General features: G+C 32.1%; 13 protein-coding genes and 1 pseudogene. 7 read left to right on the top strand and 7 right to left on the bottom strand.

The window, feature by feature from the left end; genetic code table 11:
- Nucleotides 1-19 precede the first annotated feature (19 nt).
- The gene (locus tag deia_RS05400; protein WP_146821331.1) at nt 20-1,084 is read left to right on the top strand and encodes a glycosyltransferase family 10 domain-containing protein; all 1,065 of its coding nucleotides are present in this window, start codon (nt 20-22) and stop codon (nt 1,082-1,084) included.
- Nucleotides 1,085-1,097: 13 nt separating this feature from the next.
- On the opposite strand, the gene deia_RS05395 is transcribed toward deia_RS05400, so the two are convergent.
- The 4 genes from deia_RS05395 to deia_RS05380 form a co-directional block, all read right to left on the bottom strand.
- Entirely contained in the window at nt 1,098-2,021 is a 924-nt protein-coding gene (locus tag deia_RS05395; RefSeq protein ID WP_146821329.1) for a rhamnan synthesis F family protein, read from the bottom strand.
- Nucleotides 2,022-2,077: 56 nt separating this feature from the next.
- Nucleotides 2,078-3,439, bottom strand: a complete 1,362-nt coding sequence (locus deia_RS05390) for a glycosyltransferase (RefSeq protein WP_146821327.1) — start codon at nt 3,437-3,439, stop codon at nt 2,078-2,080.
- A 63-nt stretch (nt 3,440-3,502) separates the two neighbouring features.
- The gene (locus deia_RS05385; protein WP_146821325.1) at nt 3,503-4,255 is read right to left on the bottom strand and encodes an ABC transporter permease; all 753 of its coding nucleotides are present in this window, start codon (nt 4,253-4,255) and stop codon (nt 3,503-3,505) included.
- Between the two features lie 8 nt (nt 4,256-4,263).
- Entirely contained in the window at nt 4,264-4,989 is a 726-nt protein-coding gene (locus deia_RS05380; protein ID WP_146821323.1) for an ABC transporter ATP-binding protein, read from the bottom strand.
- 252 nt (nt 4,990-5,241) lie between these two features.
- Between deia_RS05380 and deia_RS05375 the strand changes: the two genes are divergently transcribed.
- The 3 genes from deia_RS05375 to deia_RS05365 are packed head-to-tail and all read left to right on the top strand — an operon-like array spanning nt 5,242 to nt 9,023.
- Nucleotides 5,242-6,912, top strand: coding sequence for a CTP synthase (locus deia_RS05375; protein WP_146821321.1), 1,671 nt, complete (start codon nt 5,242-5,244; stop codon nt 6,910-6,912).
- Nucleotides 6,913-6,915: 3 nt separating this feature from the next.
- Nucleotides 6,916-8,253, top strand: coding sequence for an ankyrin repeat domain-containing protein (locus tag deia_RS05370; protein WP_146821319.1), 1,338 nt, complete (start codon nt 6,916-6,918; stop codon nt 8,251-8,253).
- A gap of 56 nt (nt 8,254-8,309) precedes the next feature.
- A complete protein-coding gene (locus deia_RS05365; RefSeq protein WP_146821317.1) occupies nt 8,310-9,023 on the top strand; it encodes an RsmE family RNA methyltransferase in 714 nt (237 codons plus the stop codon).
- 31 nt (nt 9,024-9,054) lie between these two features.
- Here the strand turns inward: deia_RS05365 and secA are convergent.
- Nucleotides 9,055-11,469 (bottom strand): annotated as a pseudogene (gene secA / locus deia_RS05360) (preprotein translocase subunit SecA); the annotation flags it as partial.
- A 276-nt stretch (nt 11,470-11,745) separates the two neighbouring features.
- Entirely contained in the window at nt 11,746-12,969 is a 1,224-nt protein-coding gene (locus tag deia_RS05355) for an IscS subfamily cysteine desulfurase (protein ID WP_146821313.1), read from the bottom strand.
- A 200-nt stretch (nt 12,970-13,169) separates the two neighbouring features.
- Between deia_RS05355 and deia_RS05350 the strand changes: the two genes are divergently transcribed.
- Entirely contained in the window at nt 13,170-13,433 is a 264-nt protein-coding gene (locus tag deia_RS05350; protein WP_146821312.1) for a 6-pyruvoyl trahydropterin synthase family protein, read from the top strand.
- A 327-nt stretch (nt 13,434-13,760) separates the two neighbouring features.
- Here the strand turns inward: deia_RS05350 and deia_RS05345 are convergent, their stop codons facing one another.
- A complete protein-coding gene (locus tag deia_RS05345) occupies nt 13,761-14,993 on the bottom strand; it encodes an MFS transporter (RefSeq protein WP_161982882.1) in 1,233 nt (410 codons plus the stop codon).
- Nucleotides 14,994-15,051: 58 nt separating this feature from the next.
- Here deia_RS05345 and deia_RS05340 point away from each other — a divergent pair, with 58 nt between their 5' ends.
- Both deia_RS05340 and deia_RS05335 read left to right on the top strand, forming a co-directional pair.
- Nucleotides 15,052-15,504, top strand: a complete 453-nt coding sequence (locus tag deia_RS05340) for a hypothetical protein (protein WP_161982881.1) — start codon at nt 15,052-15,054, stop codon at nt 15,502-15,504.
- Nucleotides 15,505-15,533: 29 nt separating this feature from the next.
- The gene (locus deia_RS05335; RefSeq protein WP_146821307.1) at nt 15,534-16,610 is read left to right on the top strand and encodes an LptA/OstA family protein; all 1,077 of its coding nucleotides are present in this window, start codon (nt 15,534-15,536) and stop codon (nt 16,608-16,610) included.
- Nucleotides 16,611-16,612: the final 2 nt, after the last annotated feature.

Below are 16,612 nucleotides of genomic sequence, written 5' to 3'. Positions count from 1 at the left end.
TTTTACAATAAATTTTTTTATGAAAATTAACCTTCTCATTTATGGATTTGACAATAGCGCAAGTATATCGAAATATCTACCTAAAGATTCACATCTTGGAAATGGAGTTTGGCAATACAATGGGGCAACAATCCAGCTAAATCAAACAGAAGGCGATTTTGACTACACCTTCATTTTAGACGATATATCCTCCACAATTTCTGTCTCAAGGGGTAAAATATTCTATGGCAGCGCCGAAACATTCGGCTGTATATCCTATATGAAAGAAGATAAATTTTTCGCACAATTTGAAAAATGCTTTTCTTGTCATAGTCTTTATCATCATAAAAATGTTACACACAGCCTGCCTTTTCAACCTTTTATGATTGCAAATCACAATGGTCATGACTTTTTTACCCAGAACGATAAAGTAAATTATGATAGTCTTTTGGCCTCAAAATCTTACGAAAAAACCAAGAAAATATCCATGATTGCATCAAATAAAGCATTTTCCGATATCCATATTATGCGTCTTGAATTTGGTCTTGCATTAAAAAAGCATTTTAAAGACAAGCTGGATCTTTTTGGCTCAGGTCATGCATCTTTTGCAAGTAAAGCAGATGTCATAATGCCTTATAAATACCATATTGTGTTTGAAAATCAGCACACGCCATCCGTCATTACTGAAAAGCTTTACGACTCATACCTTGGGCTTTCCGTGCCAATTTATTTTGGCGCACCAGATGTTCATCATTACTTTTCAAAAGATAGTCTGGAGCTTATAAATCCTTATAATTTTAAAGAATCTGTGCAAAAAATTGAGCAAATTTTGGATGAAAATAATTACGAAAAATACCTTCCACATTTAATTGATGCAAAAGAGCAAGTATTAAACAAATATTGCCCTTTTAAACGCATTATTGAAATTTGTAAAATGGATTATGAAACAAGTAAAAATATCGATACAAAAACACAAATTATATATCCACGCTCACATTTCTTGCCAAAATCAACAGTGAAAGTAAAATTAATTACCAAGATTATTAAAATGTTTATACCAAAAATCGTTCGTAAATATATAAAAAATATTGTAAATAGTTTATAATAAAAAAAAACTATCATTTACCAACTCTATGCAAATGCCTCTCAATTAAAGAAAAATCATATTTTGTATATTTTTTTATCATTTTTTCTGCCCTTCTTATATTTTCATAAAAGGGGTTATCGCGAAAAAGCATAACTTTAACAATTGGCAGCTTGTATTTTCTAATCATGATGGAAACCATAATAAGTGATGGATTTGAGTAATTTAGATTGCATAACTTTCTAATTGTTAGCATTATCCTTTGCCTCTTTGTTAGATTTTTATGATCATCACCAAAACTTTTAGTCCATCGAATATATTTTGGAATAAATTTCCTTAAATACCATGCTTTGATTTTAAGAATTGTGCCTTGCTTAAATGTATCTAAAAAAGATACCTTGCAATATGCAGCAATCTTAATATTATTTGCCATTAAAAGCTTAGAAAACCCAAGTTCAAAATCTTTAATATAGTCGATCTTGCTACCTTTATTTTCAACTTTTAAGAAAAAATCAACAAAAAATTCTTTTTCAAATACTTCTTTTCTCAAAACCAAAAAATAGCTTTGAAGATATCTTGATATACTTTCTCCAATTGTAATAGACCATGCACCAATTTTTTTAATTTCCATTGTTGCAAAGACATCTTCGATATTGTAAATTGGCCCATAGCAAGAGTCATTTGCAAGCACAACTTCATCGTATTGAGACAAATTTTCAAACCCAATATGCTTCATTCCATCTCTCCACGAGCCAAAGTCATATCCTTCGTTTTCTCGATTAATAAAGGTTGTAATGATTCCATCAAGTTTTTTCTGCTCTTTCTCGGAAACATTTGATACCGAAGCAAAAACTATATCATTGCAAACCTTCTTTAACTCTTTGATGTAATAGACAACATAATCGTCAATAATTCCATCTTGATCGTAGTGTGCAAAAAAGCAAATTCTGTTTTTCATTATTAAATAATGTATTTTTACTACCTCTAAACATAATTTATTTAATTTGCAATAATTTAATTACGTTTTTTAGCCGCAAAATTTAAAATTCTATCAAGAGTTATTTTTGCCATTTCTATATCACTTAATTTAGAAACAGACTCATTTGAAATCTCATTAATCACAAGTGCATTTGGATTATTTTGCAATCTTTCCTTCATAGCGCCAACGCCAAAAGTTACAACTGGAATGCCAACTTCAAGGCAATCTTGTGTTGCAATTGAAAACGTTTCGGACAAAATTGATGGAATAATACACACAGATATAGAATTGCTGTGAATTATTTGAGCAAAATTATTACTGTTATACGGGCCAAGATTTTTAATTTTTGATCCAATTTCATAAAATCCCTTACCGATAAAATGTAAATTTACATTTTTATATAGAGTTTGATTATTATCAATAATTTTCTGCATTTCGCAAAATATATTCGAGCCTTTAATATAATGCCAAGTTCCAATCATAGCTATATTTAATGTATCAGTTTTAAAAGAATTATAGTCTTCGGGAAGCTTTACAAAATGCTTTGAAAATGAAAACAAAGCATCTGAAATTTCTATTTTATTATCAGAAAATACAAAGGCTTTTTTGTATAAATCAACTGTCGTTTGAGAATAAGCTATAATTTTTGATGATATTTCAAAAAGTATTTTAGCTGAATCTCGCCAAGCTTGTATATTTACAAACTTTAAAGGATGTATATCTTGCCTAAAATTTAAAAATGGAGACATTGCAGCCTGAATAATGGAACATTTATGGCACTTTTCCGGTGCATCTAAATTGCAAAATTTTGACTTATTGTTCATTAAAAATATTGTTGGGCAAATATAGAAAAAATCGTGAAGATGTGTATAAATTGGAACCTGCAAACTATTTTGTGTTTTCAAAACATTTATCATTTCAGGTAAATATGACTTTAGTAAATGATGTATAGTGATTTTTTTACATGATTTCTGATTAATAAAATTTTTTAATGCAATCTCAGATGAAGCAGCATTTGATACATTAACAACTTCATCATTAAAATACTTCTTAATAACGCAAGTAAATTCATCTTTTAAGAAGATAACGATATATAAAGTCGAAGGATTGAGCTTTATTGTCATGTCTACAACAGACTGCACACCTCCGCCTTCAAGCTGAGTTATAATTAATTCAAATGCACTTGTTATTTTATAATCTATATTATTTTCAATTACATCTTGCGTAAAAGATTTCTTTTTTGATAACAACTTAAATATATAAAGCTGTTGTTTTTTGATTATTAATAAAGTTTTATAGAAAACTAGTGAGAATTCATGTTTTAAAGAATAATATAGAAAAGATTTAATAATAAATTTGATATAATTCTTGATTTTTCTTATTATACGATTCATCATATCAACAAATTTTCATAACAGCAATATCAATAATAACGCATTCATACTTATTAAGCATCTTCACTAGCAATAATAAATGACATTTTTTGCAAGTTTTTTCTGTGCTATGATGTACACTATCAATGAAACAACGAGTAATCCAAGCATAGAAGCATGCATAGAAGTCGTTGGTAAAGATCCCTCATGCATAAGCCTTACAAATGGTACAATAAGAATGAAAAATGGGTTGAAATACGATATTTTAAACATCCATCCTGGCATTTGAGAAATTGGATAAAATATCGGAGTTGCCCAAAGAGATACCATACATGAAACTTCAAGTAAAAACTTTATATCTTGAAAATATGGATATATAATAGCAACACTTGCACAAACAAGAAACAAAACAATCACAATATATGCAAAATAAAAGGGTGCAAATATCATATTTACATGAATCGGCAGATGCGCAAAAAGTGCTATTATCAAAGCACATGCAATAAAGCAAAATATCAAAAGATATAAATTATGAAATATATTTGCAATTGGAAAGAAATTACTTTTAATCTTAAAGCGTGATATTATAGATCGATTGTCAAAAATACATGTCACTGATGACATAAGAGACATATTAATGAAAGTAAGCAATAAGAAGCCATACATAATAAATGCACCATGATTATCTTGGTTTATAACAATAACATTGTTAAATACCAAACAAATAAAAAGTAATTGAACAACAGGGCGCAGTGCAATCCATATCTTTCCTGCAACAGCATTTCCGTACATGGTTTGAACTTTGGCATCATTTAAAACTAAAATCTCTTTAAATGTCATACATCGGCTTAAAACTTGTTATACAATTTTATCATTTCACTTGGCGTTCCACTGTCAACAATTTCACCATTATCAACAATATAGCAGTGGTCACACAATTGCTCAATTTCCTCTAAATCATGGCTTATTGTCAGACCAATATCAACCTCTTTCCACTTTTTTAGCATATAATTATATGATTTTTTTATAAAATCCTTATCTCCAGTTGCAAAAGCCTCATCCATAATTAAAATATCACCTTTCTGAAAGACAGTTGCAGAAAAGATTAGCCTTGCTACCATTCCCATAGAATACAATTTTAGTGGTACATCAATTTTCTCACGAGAAATGCCAGAAAACTCAATAATCTCATCCTCAATTTCCTTATTATATTGACTAAGATTTCCATTATACAAAAATAGTAACTTTATATTATAACGCCCAGATAATTCACCGTTTAATCCAGCACCTAAATCCAAAATAGGCAAACACTTACCAGTGACATTAACAGTACCAGAAACGGGTGGATATGCCCCAAGTATAGTGCGCATCAGAGAAGTTTTTCCTGCACCGTTTTTTCCAATAAAGCCAATTTTATCACCACTTTTTATCTCTAAATTAATATTTTTTAATATCGGAACTCTTTCAACTTTGAGATTTGGCATCTTCCCGAGAATCAAAGACCTTAGATTTATGAACTTTGCAAATTGACTTTTACCATCAACACATACATTTTGAAGCGATATTTTTGACAAAGTAACTATAAATTTTCAAAATCTTTAATCATTGTATTCAAAAAGTCAAGTAAAATTTTTGCTATCAATCTTAATGTCCTTACGAAGTACTCGAAAATAAATATTGAAAAGTGAAACTTCAAATATCAATTTTATCCATAAATAGCTTATCCTAGTCTTAAAATAACAAATGAAATTAAAATTCTCTATATATTTAAAAAAAATCTTGAATTATATTTTTTTGCAGTCAAGGTTATGAAACACGATTGAATTATGGCGAAAATTATATTTGTTACAGGTGGGGTTGTTTCATCGCTTGGAAAGGGAATTGTTGCAGCATCTCTTGGAAATATTTTACAAAATGAAGGCTTTTCGGTAAAGATTAAAAAGCTTGATCCTTATTTAAATATTGACCCCGGAACTATGAATCCAACTCAGCACGGAGAGGTTTTTGTAACAAACGACGGCGGCGAAACAGACCTTGATCTTGGGCATTACGAGCGTTTTACTGGGAAATGTTCTTCAAGGCATGATAATGTTACATCAGGACGCATTTATCAACGCTTACTTGAAAAGGAAAGAAGGGGTGAATATCTTGGCAAAACTGTTCAAGTTGTTCCGCATGTAACCGACTTAATCAAGGAATTTATTATGCAGGATGTTGAAAAATATGATTTCACAATTTGCGAAATAGGCGGAACCGTCGGAGACATAGAACAGCAAGCATTTTTAGAGGCAATTCGCCAAACAAGATATGATTTTGGAAGGCAAAATACCATGTCTTTACATGTAACACTGCTACCGTATATTAACGCATCTGACGAAATTAAAACAAAACCAACGCAAAACTCGGTTAAAGACTTAATGTCATATGGAATTGCTGCAGATGTTTTAGTTTGCAGAACTTCAAGACCACTTGAAGAGGGTGATAAAAAAAAGTTATCGGCTTTCTGTAATGTTGATTTAAAAAATGTCATAGAAGCACCAGATGTTAAAAACATTTACGAAATTCCCATTATTTATGCTCAAAATGGGCTTGGAAGATGCGTCTTGCAATATTTTAATCTACAGCAAAATAAAGAGCTTTTTGAAAAAAATCTTACACCTTGGGCAAATTTTGTAAAGTCCGCAAATGAGGCAAAAGAAGTTAGGAAAATTGCAATTGTTGGAAAATATATTTCGTCAAAAGACTCATATAAGTCTTTAATTGAGTCAATTTACCACGCATGTATACATCAAAATATTAAGCCTGAAATTCATTTAGTTGATGCAAAAGACATTATGTCAATAAAGGAAGCAGAAAATAAACTTGCAGGTTTTCATTGCGCTGTAATTGCAGGCGGCTTTGGAACAGATGGAATTTTAGGCAAAATCCACTGCATAACATACCTTCGTGAAAATAACATTCCAATGCTTGGAATTTGCCTTGGAATGCAGCTTTCTGTTATTGAATTTGCAAGAAATGTTGCAGGTTTAAATGTTACATCTAGCGAATTTAACGATTTATTTAGCAATTTTAACGACGCAAAATACATTGTTGATATAATGCAAAACTGGAAAACTGACACTGGGGATGACATTGTTCGCACAAAAGATGCAGATCTTGGCGGAACCATGCGTCTTGGGTCTTACATTTCCCATATTTTACCTAATACTTTGGCACATCAAGTTTATCAAAAAGATGAAATTCGCGAGCGTCATAGACATAGATATGAAGTTGATATAAAATATCGTGAGAAATTAGCAGAATTTGGAGGAGTTTTTTCAAGCCTTTCACCAGATGGTAAATTGCCTGAAATTTTTGAAATTCACAAATTTCGTGATAAAAATGGCAAGGAAAATGAGCTAAAGTTTTTCATTACTGTTCAATTTCACCCTGAGTTTAATAGCAATCCGCTTTCGCCAAATCCAATATTTGTAAGCCTTATTAAAGCATGTATTTAGTTTATGCAAGGTATTTTAAATAGATTATATAAATTTATTTTGATTACCATAATAGTCTTTAGCATGCCAAAATTTGCAAAAGCCGAAGATGCAAAATACAAGGTTTCATACGGCGGGGAGAAGATTTACAATGATGACTCAAATATCACAGGAGAGACTGGTGAGGGTGATACTCTATCTGCGGCAGATAGAAGTAAATATACATCCAAAGAATTTCTAAAAAAAACACCTCAAGAACAAATTGATGAAATGACAAAAAATAGTAACAATAGACAGTCAAGTTTTAATCAACTAGATCCAAACAATCAGAAAAAAACCAATTCTACAGCGCAAGTTAGCGACAATAAATCAAATTATCCACAGCCGGTAAATAAAAAAGAGGAAATATCTACAGATACTAATACCGTAGGTCAAAATTCAACTGATACCAAAGAAATTCAAGAACAACGAAAGCAGCAATTAACAATATCAAGCATGGATGTAAAAATGCTGCAAAATGGCGTTATGAATTCAGATGCTCAAGCACAAAAAGAATTAAAAAATAGATTATCAAGATCAAAACAAGCAACATTAACACAAGAACAAATAGACGCCTTTGGCATTCCTTCGCCAATTGTAACTCGAGATGTTAATCATAAAAACCATCAACCACCTCCAAATATTGCAATGAGAAACTACAATAAACAAAATAGGCATTTAACAAAAATGATTTACCCGCAAGATTATGAATATAACGCTTTTAAGATTATTCAAGATGATAAAAATTTTTCAACTAAAGATTTTGAAGGAATGGTAGATGTTTTGCAAGATCCATCTATACTTGATAATAACGGTAATACCTTATTAATGCACGCTATTGTTAGAAAAAAACATCAAATAGTAATGCATCTAATTAATAACGGCGTTCAGCCAAATATTTTAAATCGCTTTGGCATTAGTGCCCTGCATTTATCATCATACGTTGGCGATCATATAACAACTGTAGCGCTAATTGAAAGTGGCGCAGACCCAAATATACGAGACTTAAACGGCAATACACCACTAATGTACGCAACTCTTTCTGGAGATCCATCCCTTGCAAAAAGAATAGTAGATTTAGGCGGCGATGTTGCAATGAGAAACCTTAAAGGCCTTGATGCTATGGATTTTGCATATGAATCAGGCAATCTTGCAATGGTAAATTACCTACTGAAAAAGGGTCAAACACTTCTAATTCATAGAGATGTCTTGCAACGCCAGAGCGACGATGCTGACTACCTTGGAGACCAAACTCATGCAAAATTACTCGATGACTATGTAGATTATATCAAAAGAGTTGAATACTTTTACTACGCTAGATAAAAAAAATCTTGCAAATTGTTAAAAATACAATATAAATCTAAAAATTTTTACCCACAATGCGTTGCTATGTTGAAAATATATCCCATAATAGCGAAGAAATTTTAATAGAAGATGATGAATTTCATCATATTAAAAATGTTATGCGTATAAAAAACGGTCAAGAAATAATAGTTTTTAATAATGAAATTGAATTTTTATGCACAGTTTTGGATATTCAAAAAAAATCCATTATTGTAAAAGTTGTAAAAAATACCTCTAAAACTGAAAAAAAATCCAATATATATCTTATGCCTTGCATTGTTAAAGGCGATAAAATGTCAGAAATATTTGATATTGCAGTGCAATTTGCCGTCTGCCAAATACAGCCAATAATTTCGCAAAATTCCCATGTAAAAGATATAAATATTAAAAGAATGGAAGCCGTAATGCAAACAAGCTTAAAACAAAGCAGCGGAATGTTAAAAAGTGAAATCTGTAATCCGGTGAAATTTGCAGATATTGTAAATATCATCACAGAAAAAGATTGCATAATATACGGCGATTTATCAAAAAATACAATAAAAATAAACTCCATTAATATGCAAAGTTATAATAAAATTTTTGCCCTTATCGGCCCAGAAGGCGGCATAACAAAAGATGAATATCAAATACTACAAACAATCAAAAACTCCTTTGGAATATCGCTTTCATCAAGAATTTTACGAGCAGAAAATGCAACATGCGCTATACTTGCAAATATTTATGCTAGTCTTGAATCTCAAATGCCATGATTCTATGCAAAGACATGGAAATGAAAAGCGTCATTATCAAATCAAAATTGCGATATGACTCTATTTTATACTCATTTAGCGGGTCTTTTTGTCCATAAGATCTAAGGTGTATTCCATCCATCAAAGCCGTCATCATTGAAAGATGAGACTGCCATAATTCATCTAAAGTGCTGATAAATATTGACATTAATACGCTATCAACAATATTACTTGAATGCTGAAGTATACATCCATTTAATTTATCTTCGCAAAGATTATATAAAGATTGCGCTGCAATATCAATATTTTCAAAATTTTGTGCGTCATCTTTGCCAAATTCACGCCCGAAAATCTCCTTTATTTTATCAATCACTATTTGATTATTAAGTAAATTTTGCCCAGCAACAAGCCCAGCCTGCGCGCATGTGTGAGTTAAAAAATCATGACACATATTCTTAATTTCAGGCATTAAATCTTTATTTTTGATAATATTTAAACGCTTTGTATACATAAAAATACGCTGTTGATTTAGCACATCGTCATATTTTAAGATATTTTTACGCATGTCATAATTCATACTTTCAATACGTTTTTGAGAATATCTAATTACCCGCGTTAGCATAGAGTGATTCATAGCCTCGCCCGGTTTAAAGCCAAGTTTTGAGACAATTGACTTTATTCTATCTCCGCCGAAAATACGCAGTAAATCATCCTCAAGCGAGAGCATAAAAATTGTTTCACCTTTATCCCCTTGACGCCCGGATCTACCGCGAAGCTGGTCATCAACACGCCTGCTTTCATATCGCTCTGCCCCAATTACCAAAAGCCCGCCAGCCTCTAAAACCTTTTGCCTTTCAACTTCATATTTCTCTTTTATTTGCACTATAATTTCTGCTTTTTGTGCCTCATCTTCAATATTTTGCGTGCCATCTAAAATCATTGCGTCAATATTTCCCCCAAGCTTAATGTCTGTTCCACGCCCAGCCATATTTGTTGAAATCGTAATAGCACCAAACTTACCTGCATCTGAGATAATTTTTGCCTCTCTTTCGTGGTTTTTTGCATTTAAAACCTCATGCACTATGCCATTTTGGCGAAAAACATCCGATAAAGCTTCAGAATATTCAACGCTTGCCGTTCCAATCAAAATTGGCTGCCCTTTACCATTTGCCTCTTTGACAAGCTCAATTATTGCCTTATTTTTCTGCTCTTTTGTGAGGAATACAGAGTCTTCATAATCCTTTCTTGCAACTGGATTATTCGTTGGAATAGCAATCACTTTCATGTTGTAAATTCCTATAAATTCTTCCTCCTCGGTTTTTGCAGTTCCCGTCATGCCGGCAAGTTTTTTATACATTCTAAATAAATTTTGATATGTAATTGACGCAAGAGTTTGATTTTCCCTTTGTATTTCAACACCCTCTTTTGCTTCAATTGCCTGATGTAGTCCTTCTGAATACCTTCTGCCTGCTAAAATTCTGCCTGTAAATTCATCAATTAACAAAACTTCGCCATCTTTTACAATATAGTCTTTATTTTTCGTAAATAGTTTATGGGCTTTTAGTGATTGTTGAACATGATTTACTATGCGGAAATTTTTATCATCATAAAGCTGACCCGAAAGAATTCCATATCCATTTAATATTTTTTCAATTGTGTCAACGCCATTTTCTGTCAAATGCACAGATTTTTCCTCTTCAATTACAACAAAATCATCAGGTTTTAGCAAGACTATCGCAGCGTTTATGCGAATATACATTTCAGTATTTTCAACACTTGGCCCAGAAATTATAAGCGGCGTTCTTGCCTCGTCTATTAAAATCGAGTCTGCTTCATCAACTATGCAGTAGTTAAATGGCTTGTTTAAAAAGAACATTTCCGCAGGATCTGCCTTCATATTATCACGCAAATAGTCAAATCCAAGCGTGGAATTATTAACATACGTTATATCTTTTCCATAGTTTTCAGCTTTTTCCTTGTGTGGCATTTGATCTAAAACGCAGCCAACAGAAATTCCAAGACCCTCGTAAATCGGCCTCATCCAATCGCAGTCACGCTTTATCAAATAGTCATTAACGCTAACAATATGCACGCCCTTTCCAGTGAGTGCATTCAAATATGCAGGCAGGGTGCATACAAGTGTTTTTCCTTCCCCAGTTCGCATTTCAGCAATATTTCCGTAATGCATGGCTATTCCACCTATAAGCTGAACATCAAAATGTCTCATATTTGCAAATCTTCTGCCAGACTCACGAACTAGTGCAAATGCAAGTGGAAGTGCCTCTTCAAGCGTCATTCCATTTTGAACCTTTGCTTTAAGCTCAAGGCTTTTTTCTAAAAGCTTATCATCATTAAGGCTTTGTATTTCCTTTTCAAGCCCGTTTATATTGTTTGCAATTTGTCTATATTGCTTCACAGCTCTGTCATTACTATTTCCCAAAACAGCATTTATAATAGATTTAATCATAATTCATGTACAATCAAATTCATTTTTGAGCAAGGAAAAATAAAAAGCAATGAATTTTTCTAGCTAAAATATCACTTTAATCAATGGTTATTTAATGGATTATAAAACATTCTACAGCACATCATTTTATATCTAAACCTTGGGTTAAATTACATCCTTCAATGCTCACTCACTGCATCACAATTTTATCTCATGCCTTTCAAAATATACTATATCCTTGCTATTAAAATGTCTACGAAATTTTTTATACCTAAACCTTGTAGTAAATTACATCCTTCAATGCTCATTCCACTGTATCGTATCTGGGTCTATGCCATCTTGCACCATTTCCCAAAGTGGTGAAAGTTCCCGTAACTTTTCAACTGCGGCCTTTGTTGTGCTTATTGCATAATCAACCTCAGCTTTTGTTGTAAAACGCCCTATGCCAAAACGAATTGAAGAATGTGCAAGTTCATCTTTTAGCCCAAGTGATTTAAGTACATAAGATGGCTCAAGGCTTGCAGAAGTGCACGCAGAACCAGAAGATACCGCAAGACCTTTCATTGCCATAAGTAAAGACTCCCCTTCCACATATGCAAAGCTTATGTTAATATTGCCAGGATGCCTGTTTATTCGATCTCCATTTAAAAAAGTATATGGAATTTCAAGCATTTTATCTATAAAATAGTCCGATAATTCCTTAATCCTTTTGTAATCACTTTCCATTTTTTCAGATGCAATTTGCGCAGCAACTCCAAAACCGCAAATAAGTGGAGCAGGCAGTGTTCCGCTGCGAAGCCCTCTTTCCTGCCCACCACCGTGTATAATCGGAGTTAATTTTACCCTTGGTTTTTTTCGTATATAAAGAGCTCCAACGCCCTTTGGTCCATAAATTTTATGCCCAGATATTGACATTAAATCAATATTCATTTTATCTACATCAAGTGGTATTTTGCCAAAAGCCTGCGCGCAATCTGTATGAAAAAAGATGCCATGCTCTCTGCAAATTTTACCAATTTCCTCAAGATTTTGAATAACGCCAATTTCATTATGCACGCCCATAATTGACACAGCAAGTGTTTTTTCGGTTATGTGCTTTTTTATTTCAAGTGGATCAATTAAACCATTTGGCGATGGCTTTAAGAATGTAATATTTGCACCTTTTCCTGCTATGTACCTGCAAGATTCAATTAAACACTTATGCTCTGTTGTAAGGGTTATTATATGATTTTTTTCTGGGCTGTAGAATTCAAAAAGCCCCTTTATAGCAAGATTATTTGACTCCGTTGCCCCGCTTGTAAAGATAATTTCATCAGATTTTGCACCAATTAAAGTTGCAATTTTTAACCTTGCAATATCAACTAATTCCTCAGCGTGCCAGCCATAAATATGACTTCTTGAATGCGGATTTCCAAATTCAGTTTCAAATGCCTTCATCATCTGCGCGAGTACCTCAGGGTCAACAGGGGTTGATGCCTGATAATCAAGATATAAGCTGTTATTTTTGCTTTGCAAATCCATGTAAAAAGAAACTTATATTCTATATTAATAAAATGATTTTATTTGTCAAGGGGTTTTTATGGCAAAATTAAGACATAAATTCCATTCCTATAAACATCATCCATAAACGCTTTATTCCTGCATGATAAAAGGTATAAAATGGAAATTTCCTTTCGCGCAGACAGCCTTGACGCACTTGGGCGGGTGGTTGTTTTGGCTGTATAAAAGAGATTTTGGGCTCGTGGATTGATGAAAACCTTGATCACACGACGATTTTACACATCGAAGACAAAAGCCTTGGTGATTTCATCGAAAACCACACAAGGCAAAAGATTTATTATATGAATGCAAATCCGACGGCGGAAAATATCGCAAGCCACATTTTTACCGATATAGTGCCGGTTTTATTTGCATCCAAGGGAATAACCTGCACAAAAATCAAGCTTCACGAAACACCAAATTGCAGTGTTTGCGTGAAGGGTTGATTTTGAGGTCAAGATGTAGATAAAATCTATGCTTTTCCGATGTTAGATAATCACTAAAAACCAAAAATTTCTATGAATTGATTTAAAGTGATATCGTTGCAGATAAGATTGTGCAATCTTGATACAAAATAAATCTTTAGATAAATCTGAATTGCATTATCTTGATTAAAATATTGTACAGTTATTTTTAATCCCTGATCCTATTTTTTGCATCCAGCCACGCTTGGCATTGTTTTTTAATATCTCAACTGTCTCGGTTAATGTTTTGACCTGTTGTGATAATTTGGTTACCTGTTAACACATTATACCACAATTTTTAAGTGTCTTTTATAAAACTTTTTTACGCATCAAAAATATAGCGATTAAAAGACATGGAATTTCAAGTAATCCAGCCGTTAAAAAGAAGGCATTCCACCCCAAATTGCTTGCTAAAAATCCAGAGCCGGCACTTAAAACGCTTCGTGAAAATGAGGCAAAGGACGACATAACTGCATATTGCGTAGCGCTAAATTGCCTATTGCACGCACGAGATATACAAAATACTAGCACTATATTTCCTATACTGCTTGAGAAATTTTCAATTGCTATAACCCCTGATAAAACATAGACATTATGACCAAAATGATTTTGCAAAATGAATAGCTGATTTGCGAAAATTTGGAATAAAATTGCAAAGATAATGATTTTCGATGAGCTAAATTTCGTTGTTAAATACCCCCCAAAACCTGCGCCGATTAAAGTTGCAAAAAACCCAAAACCCTTTACAACCGCTGCAATTTCGCTTTTTGAAAAACCAATTTCCACAAGGAATGGATTCATCATTTGCCCAACATATACATCTGTTATTTTAAAAATTGCAATCATTAATAAAAATATCTTGGTATAAGGTTTTTTGAGTAAATCTATAAATGGATTTAAGAAAATAGTGCGAAATTTTGTCGCAAAAGTCTCATTTTTGCTATTGTGTTGCTCCTTATACTCGTGCTTAATCGACAAAGAGAGCAATATTCCAATTGCTGCAAGGCTTAAATATATCCCCGCAAGAGACAAATATGTCATTTTCCACCCATATTTATCAGCTAAAAATAGCGCAAATCCGCCTGAAATTAACATTCCAACACGATAGCCATAAATAAATATTGCAGTAATTCCGCCTTGTTTATCGCGCGAGACCGCCTCTATTCTAAACGCATCGCAGGAAATGTCAAATAATGTCGATGAAATCGCAATAAATAACACGCATGCCGATATTAAAAAAAGATCGTCTGCATTGCTAACAAATGATGAAAATATCATTCCAGTTGCACATAAAACAGCCGAAAGCGCCATCCAATCTCGTCTTTTTGGTAGTATTTTTTTAATTACTGGAAGTGAAAAATAGTCTAAAATCGGCGAATAAAGAAACTTAAATGAATAAACAAAGCCAAGAATTCCAAGCGCACCAATAGTTGATTTGCTTATTCCAAGATCAACAAGACGCATAGAAAATGTCGATGCAGTAAGGGCAAGCGGAAGGCCACTTACTATTCCAAGTATAAAAAAAATGAAAGAATTTAACATTTTTGCTTCCAAAATTTCACAACTAATAAAATATTTTTTCTTAAAAAGCAAGAAAATTATGTTCATAGACGATATTTTAAAATTTATTGGCTCAAAATATACATATTTTGCAAGTCTTGGCATGAAATATGGAAGGAAAATTGACGAAAAAAACTTCGATTGCATAGGAATGATAATATATTCCCTTTCTCAAAATGGCTTTAAAATGGAGCAATTTTCTAATATTTTGTCCAAAAAAATGTATCAAAATCTAACAATTGACGAAATTGAAGAAATTACTGCAAAACTTTCCAATATGGGCTTTAAGATCCTTGATAAAAATCATGAAATTCAAAACAGCGATATACTGCTATTTCACATAAACCACCTTCGTTTGCATTTTGGCGTTGCAAGAAAAAAACCAGATTCTATCGATATAATTCACGCAAATTCAGAAGTTGGAAAAGTTGTTTGCGAAAATTTTGACATGCATTTAAAAAAATACTTGATTTATATAATAAGACTCCAGTAAAAAAACCATGACATACTAATAAAACTTTTGTGCCAAGAAAAATTGAAGCAAGTATAGAGCAATTTAATAAGAAAAACAAGCAATATAAACGCATTATTAAAATTGTTCTCTTAATATTTATCTTCATTATAGCCATTTTCAGTCTATCGCGATATAAGCAAAAAATTCTTGGTATAATTTTAAGCGCAAAAGATTACAGTATCAAAGGCAAAAAAATCAGCATCTTTGGCTCAATCGATGCAATTAATGTTTCTATGTCAATTCTGAACAATAAAATTGATATTGATATTAAATCAGATGAAGCCAATCCTGACCAAGAAAATAACATATATTTAAAAAATGTATACGCAAAATTAAGAAGTAAAAATAATCAAATGGTTTTCTTTTTAAAATCAATTGATGGAATAATCGAGCATGAAAATACACTAATCTTTAACAATAAAGTTAATATTTACGATGAAATAGGAAGTAATGCTGTTTTTGAAAATATGCAATGCGACTTCAAAACCGGAAATATAAAAAGTAAAAACCCAGTTATTAACGGTGTAAATGGCTCATATACATATAACATTATCGCAAATGAATTAAACTTCAATACTAAAGAACATAAAGCATATCTTGTAAATAATGTCTTTCTTTTAGCAACAAATAATGAAAATCAACTTGAAACAAAAGCTAATGCAAAAAATGGTATTATGGATCTTGAAAAATATACCTTAACATTAATTGGAAATGTAAAAGTTCTACACCTTGATTATGAGCTAACTGCAGATAAAATAGATATGGATTTGTCAAAAAACGATAAAAATAATATCCACAGCAATGCTATGTTTTCCTCAGATGTAAAAAATATTCTTGCAAGCGGTAATATTGTCTTAATTGATAAAAAAATTAAAATATCATCAAATAAAGCAGAATATTTCGGCGAAAGCGGCGATGTTTTCTTTACCGAAAATGCAAAAGCCGAGGAAAATGGAAAAACACTATTTGCACACAGCATTCTATACAATATACACTCTGGCAAAATGGAAATTAAACCAAAAAATAATTTACGCATAAATAGAAATACAGAAAATGATTCTCGTATTAAAGTTGTTTTAGATTGAAT

This window comes from Candidatus Deianiraea vastatrix, from assembly GCF_007993655.1.
In the GTDB taxonomy this organism is placed as follows: domain Bacteria; phylum Pseudomonadota; class Alphaproteobacteria; order Rickettsiales; family Deianiraeaceae; genus Deianiraea; species Deianiraea vastatrix.
The sequence above is the reverse complement of the archived record's forward strand: the minus strand, read 5'-3'. Positions and strand labels throughout refer to the sequence as shown.

Bases quoted from the DNA above. Each gene is read 5' to 3' on its own strand.
- deia_RS05400 (WP_146821331.1), top strand. From the start codon at position 20: ATGAAAATTAACCTTCTCATTTATGGATTTGACAATAGCGCAAGTATA.
- deia_RS05395 (WP_146821329.1), bottom strand. From the start codon at position 2,021: ATGAAAAACAGAATTTGCTTTTTTGCACACTACGATCAAGATGGAATT.
- deia_RS05390 (WP_146821327.1), bottom strand. From the start codon at position 3,439: ATGATGAATCGTATAATAAGAAAAATCAAGAATTATATCAAATTTATT.
- deia_RS05385 (WP_146821325.1), bottom strand. From the start codon at position 4,255: ATGACATTTAAAGAGATTTTAGTTTTAAATGATGCCAAAGTTCAAACC.
- deia_RS05375 (WP_146821321.1), top strand. From the start codon at position 5,242: ATGGCGAAAATTATATTTGTTACAGGTGGGGTTGTTTCATCGCTTGGA.
- deia_RS05370 (WP_146821319.1), top strand. From the start codon at position 6,916: ATGCAAGGTATTTTAAATAGATTATATAAATTTATTTTGATTACCATA.
- deia_RS05365 (WP_146821317.1), top strand. From the start codon at position 8,310: ATGCGTTGCTATGTTGAAAATATATCCCATAATAGCGAAGAAATTTTA.
- deia_RS05355 (WP_146821313.1), bottom strand. From the start codon at position 12,969: ATGGATTTGCAAAGCAAAAATAACAGCTTATATCTTGATTATCAGGCA.
- deia_RS05345 (WP_161982882.1), bottom strand. From the start codon at position 14,993: ATGTTAAATTCTTTCATTTTTTTTATACTTGGAATAGTAAGTGGCCTT.
- deia_RS05340 (WP_161982881.1), top strand. From the start codon at position 15,052: ATGTTCATAGACGATATTTTAAAATTTATTGGCTCAAAATATACATAT.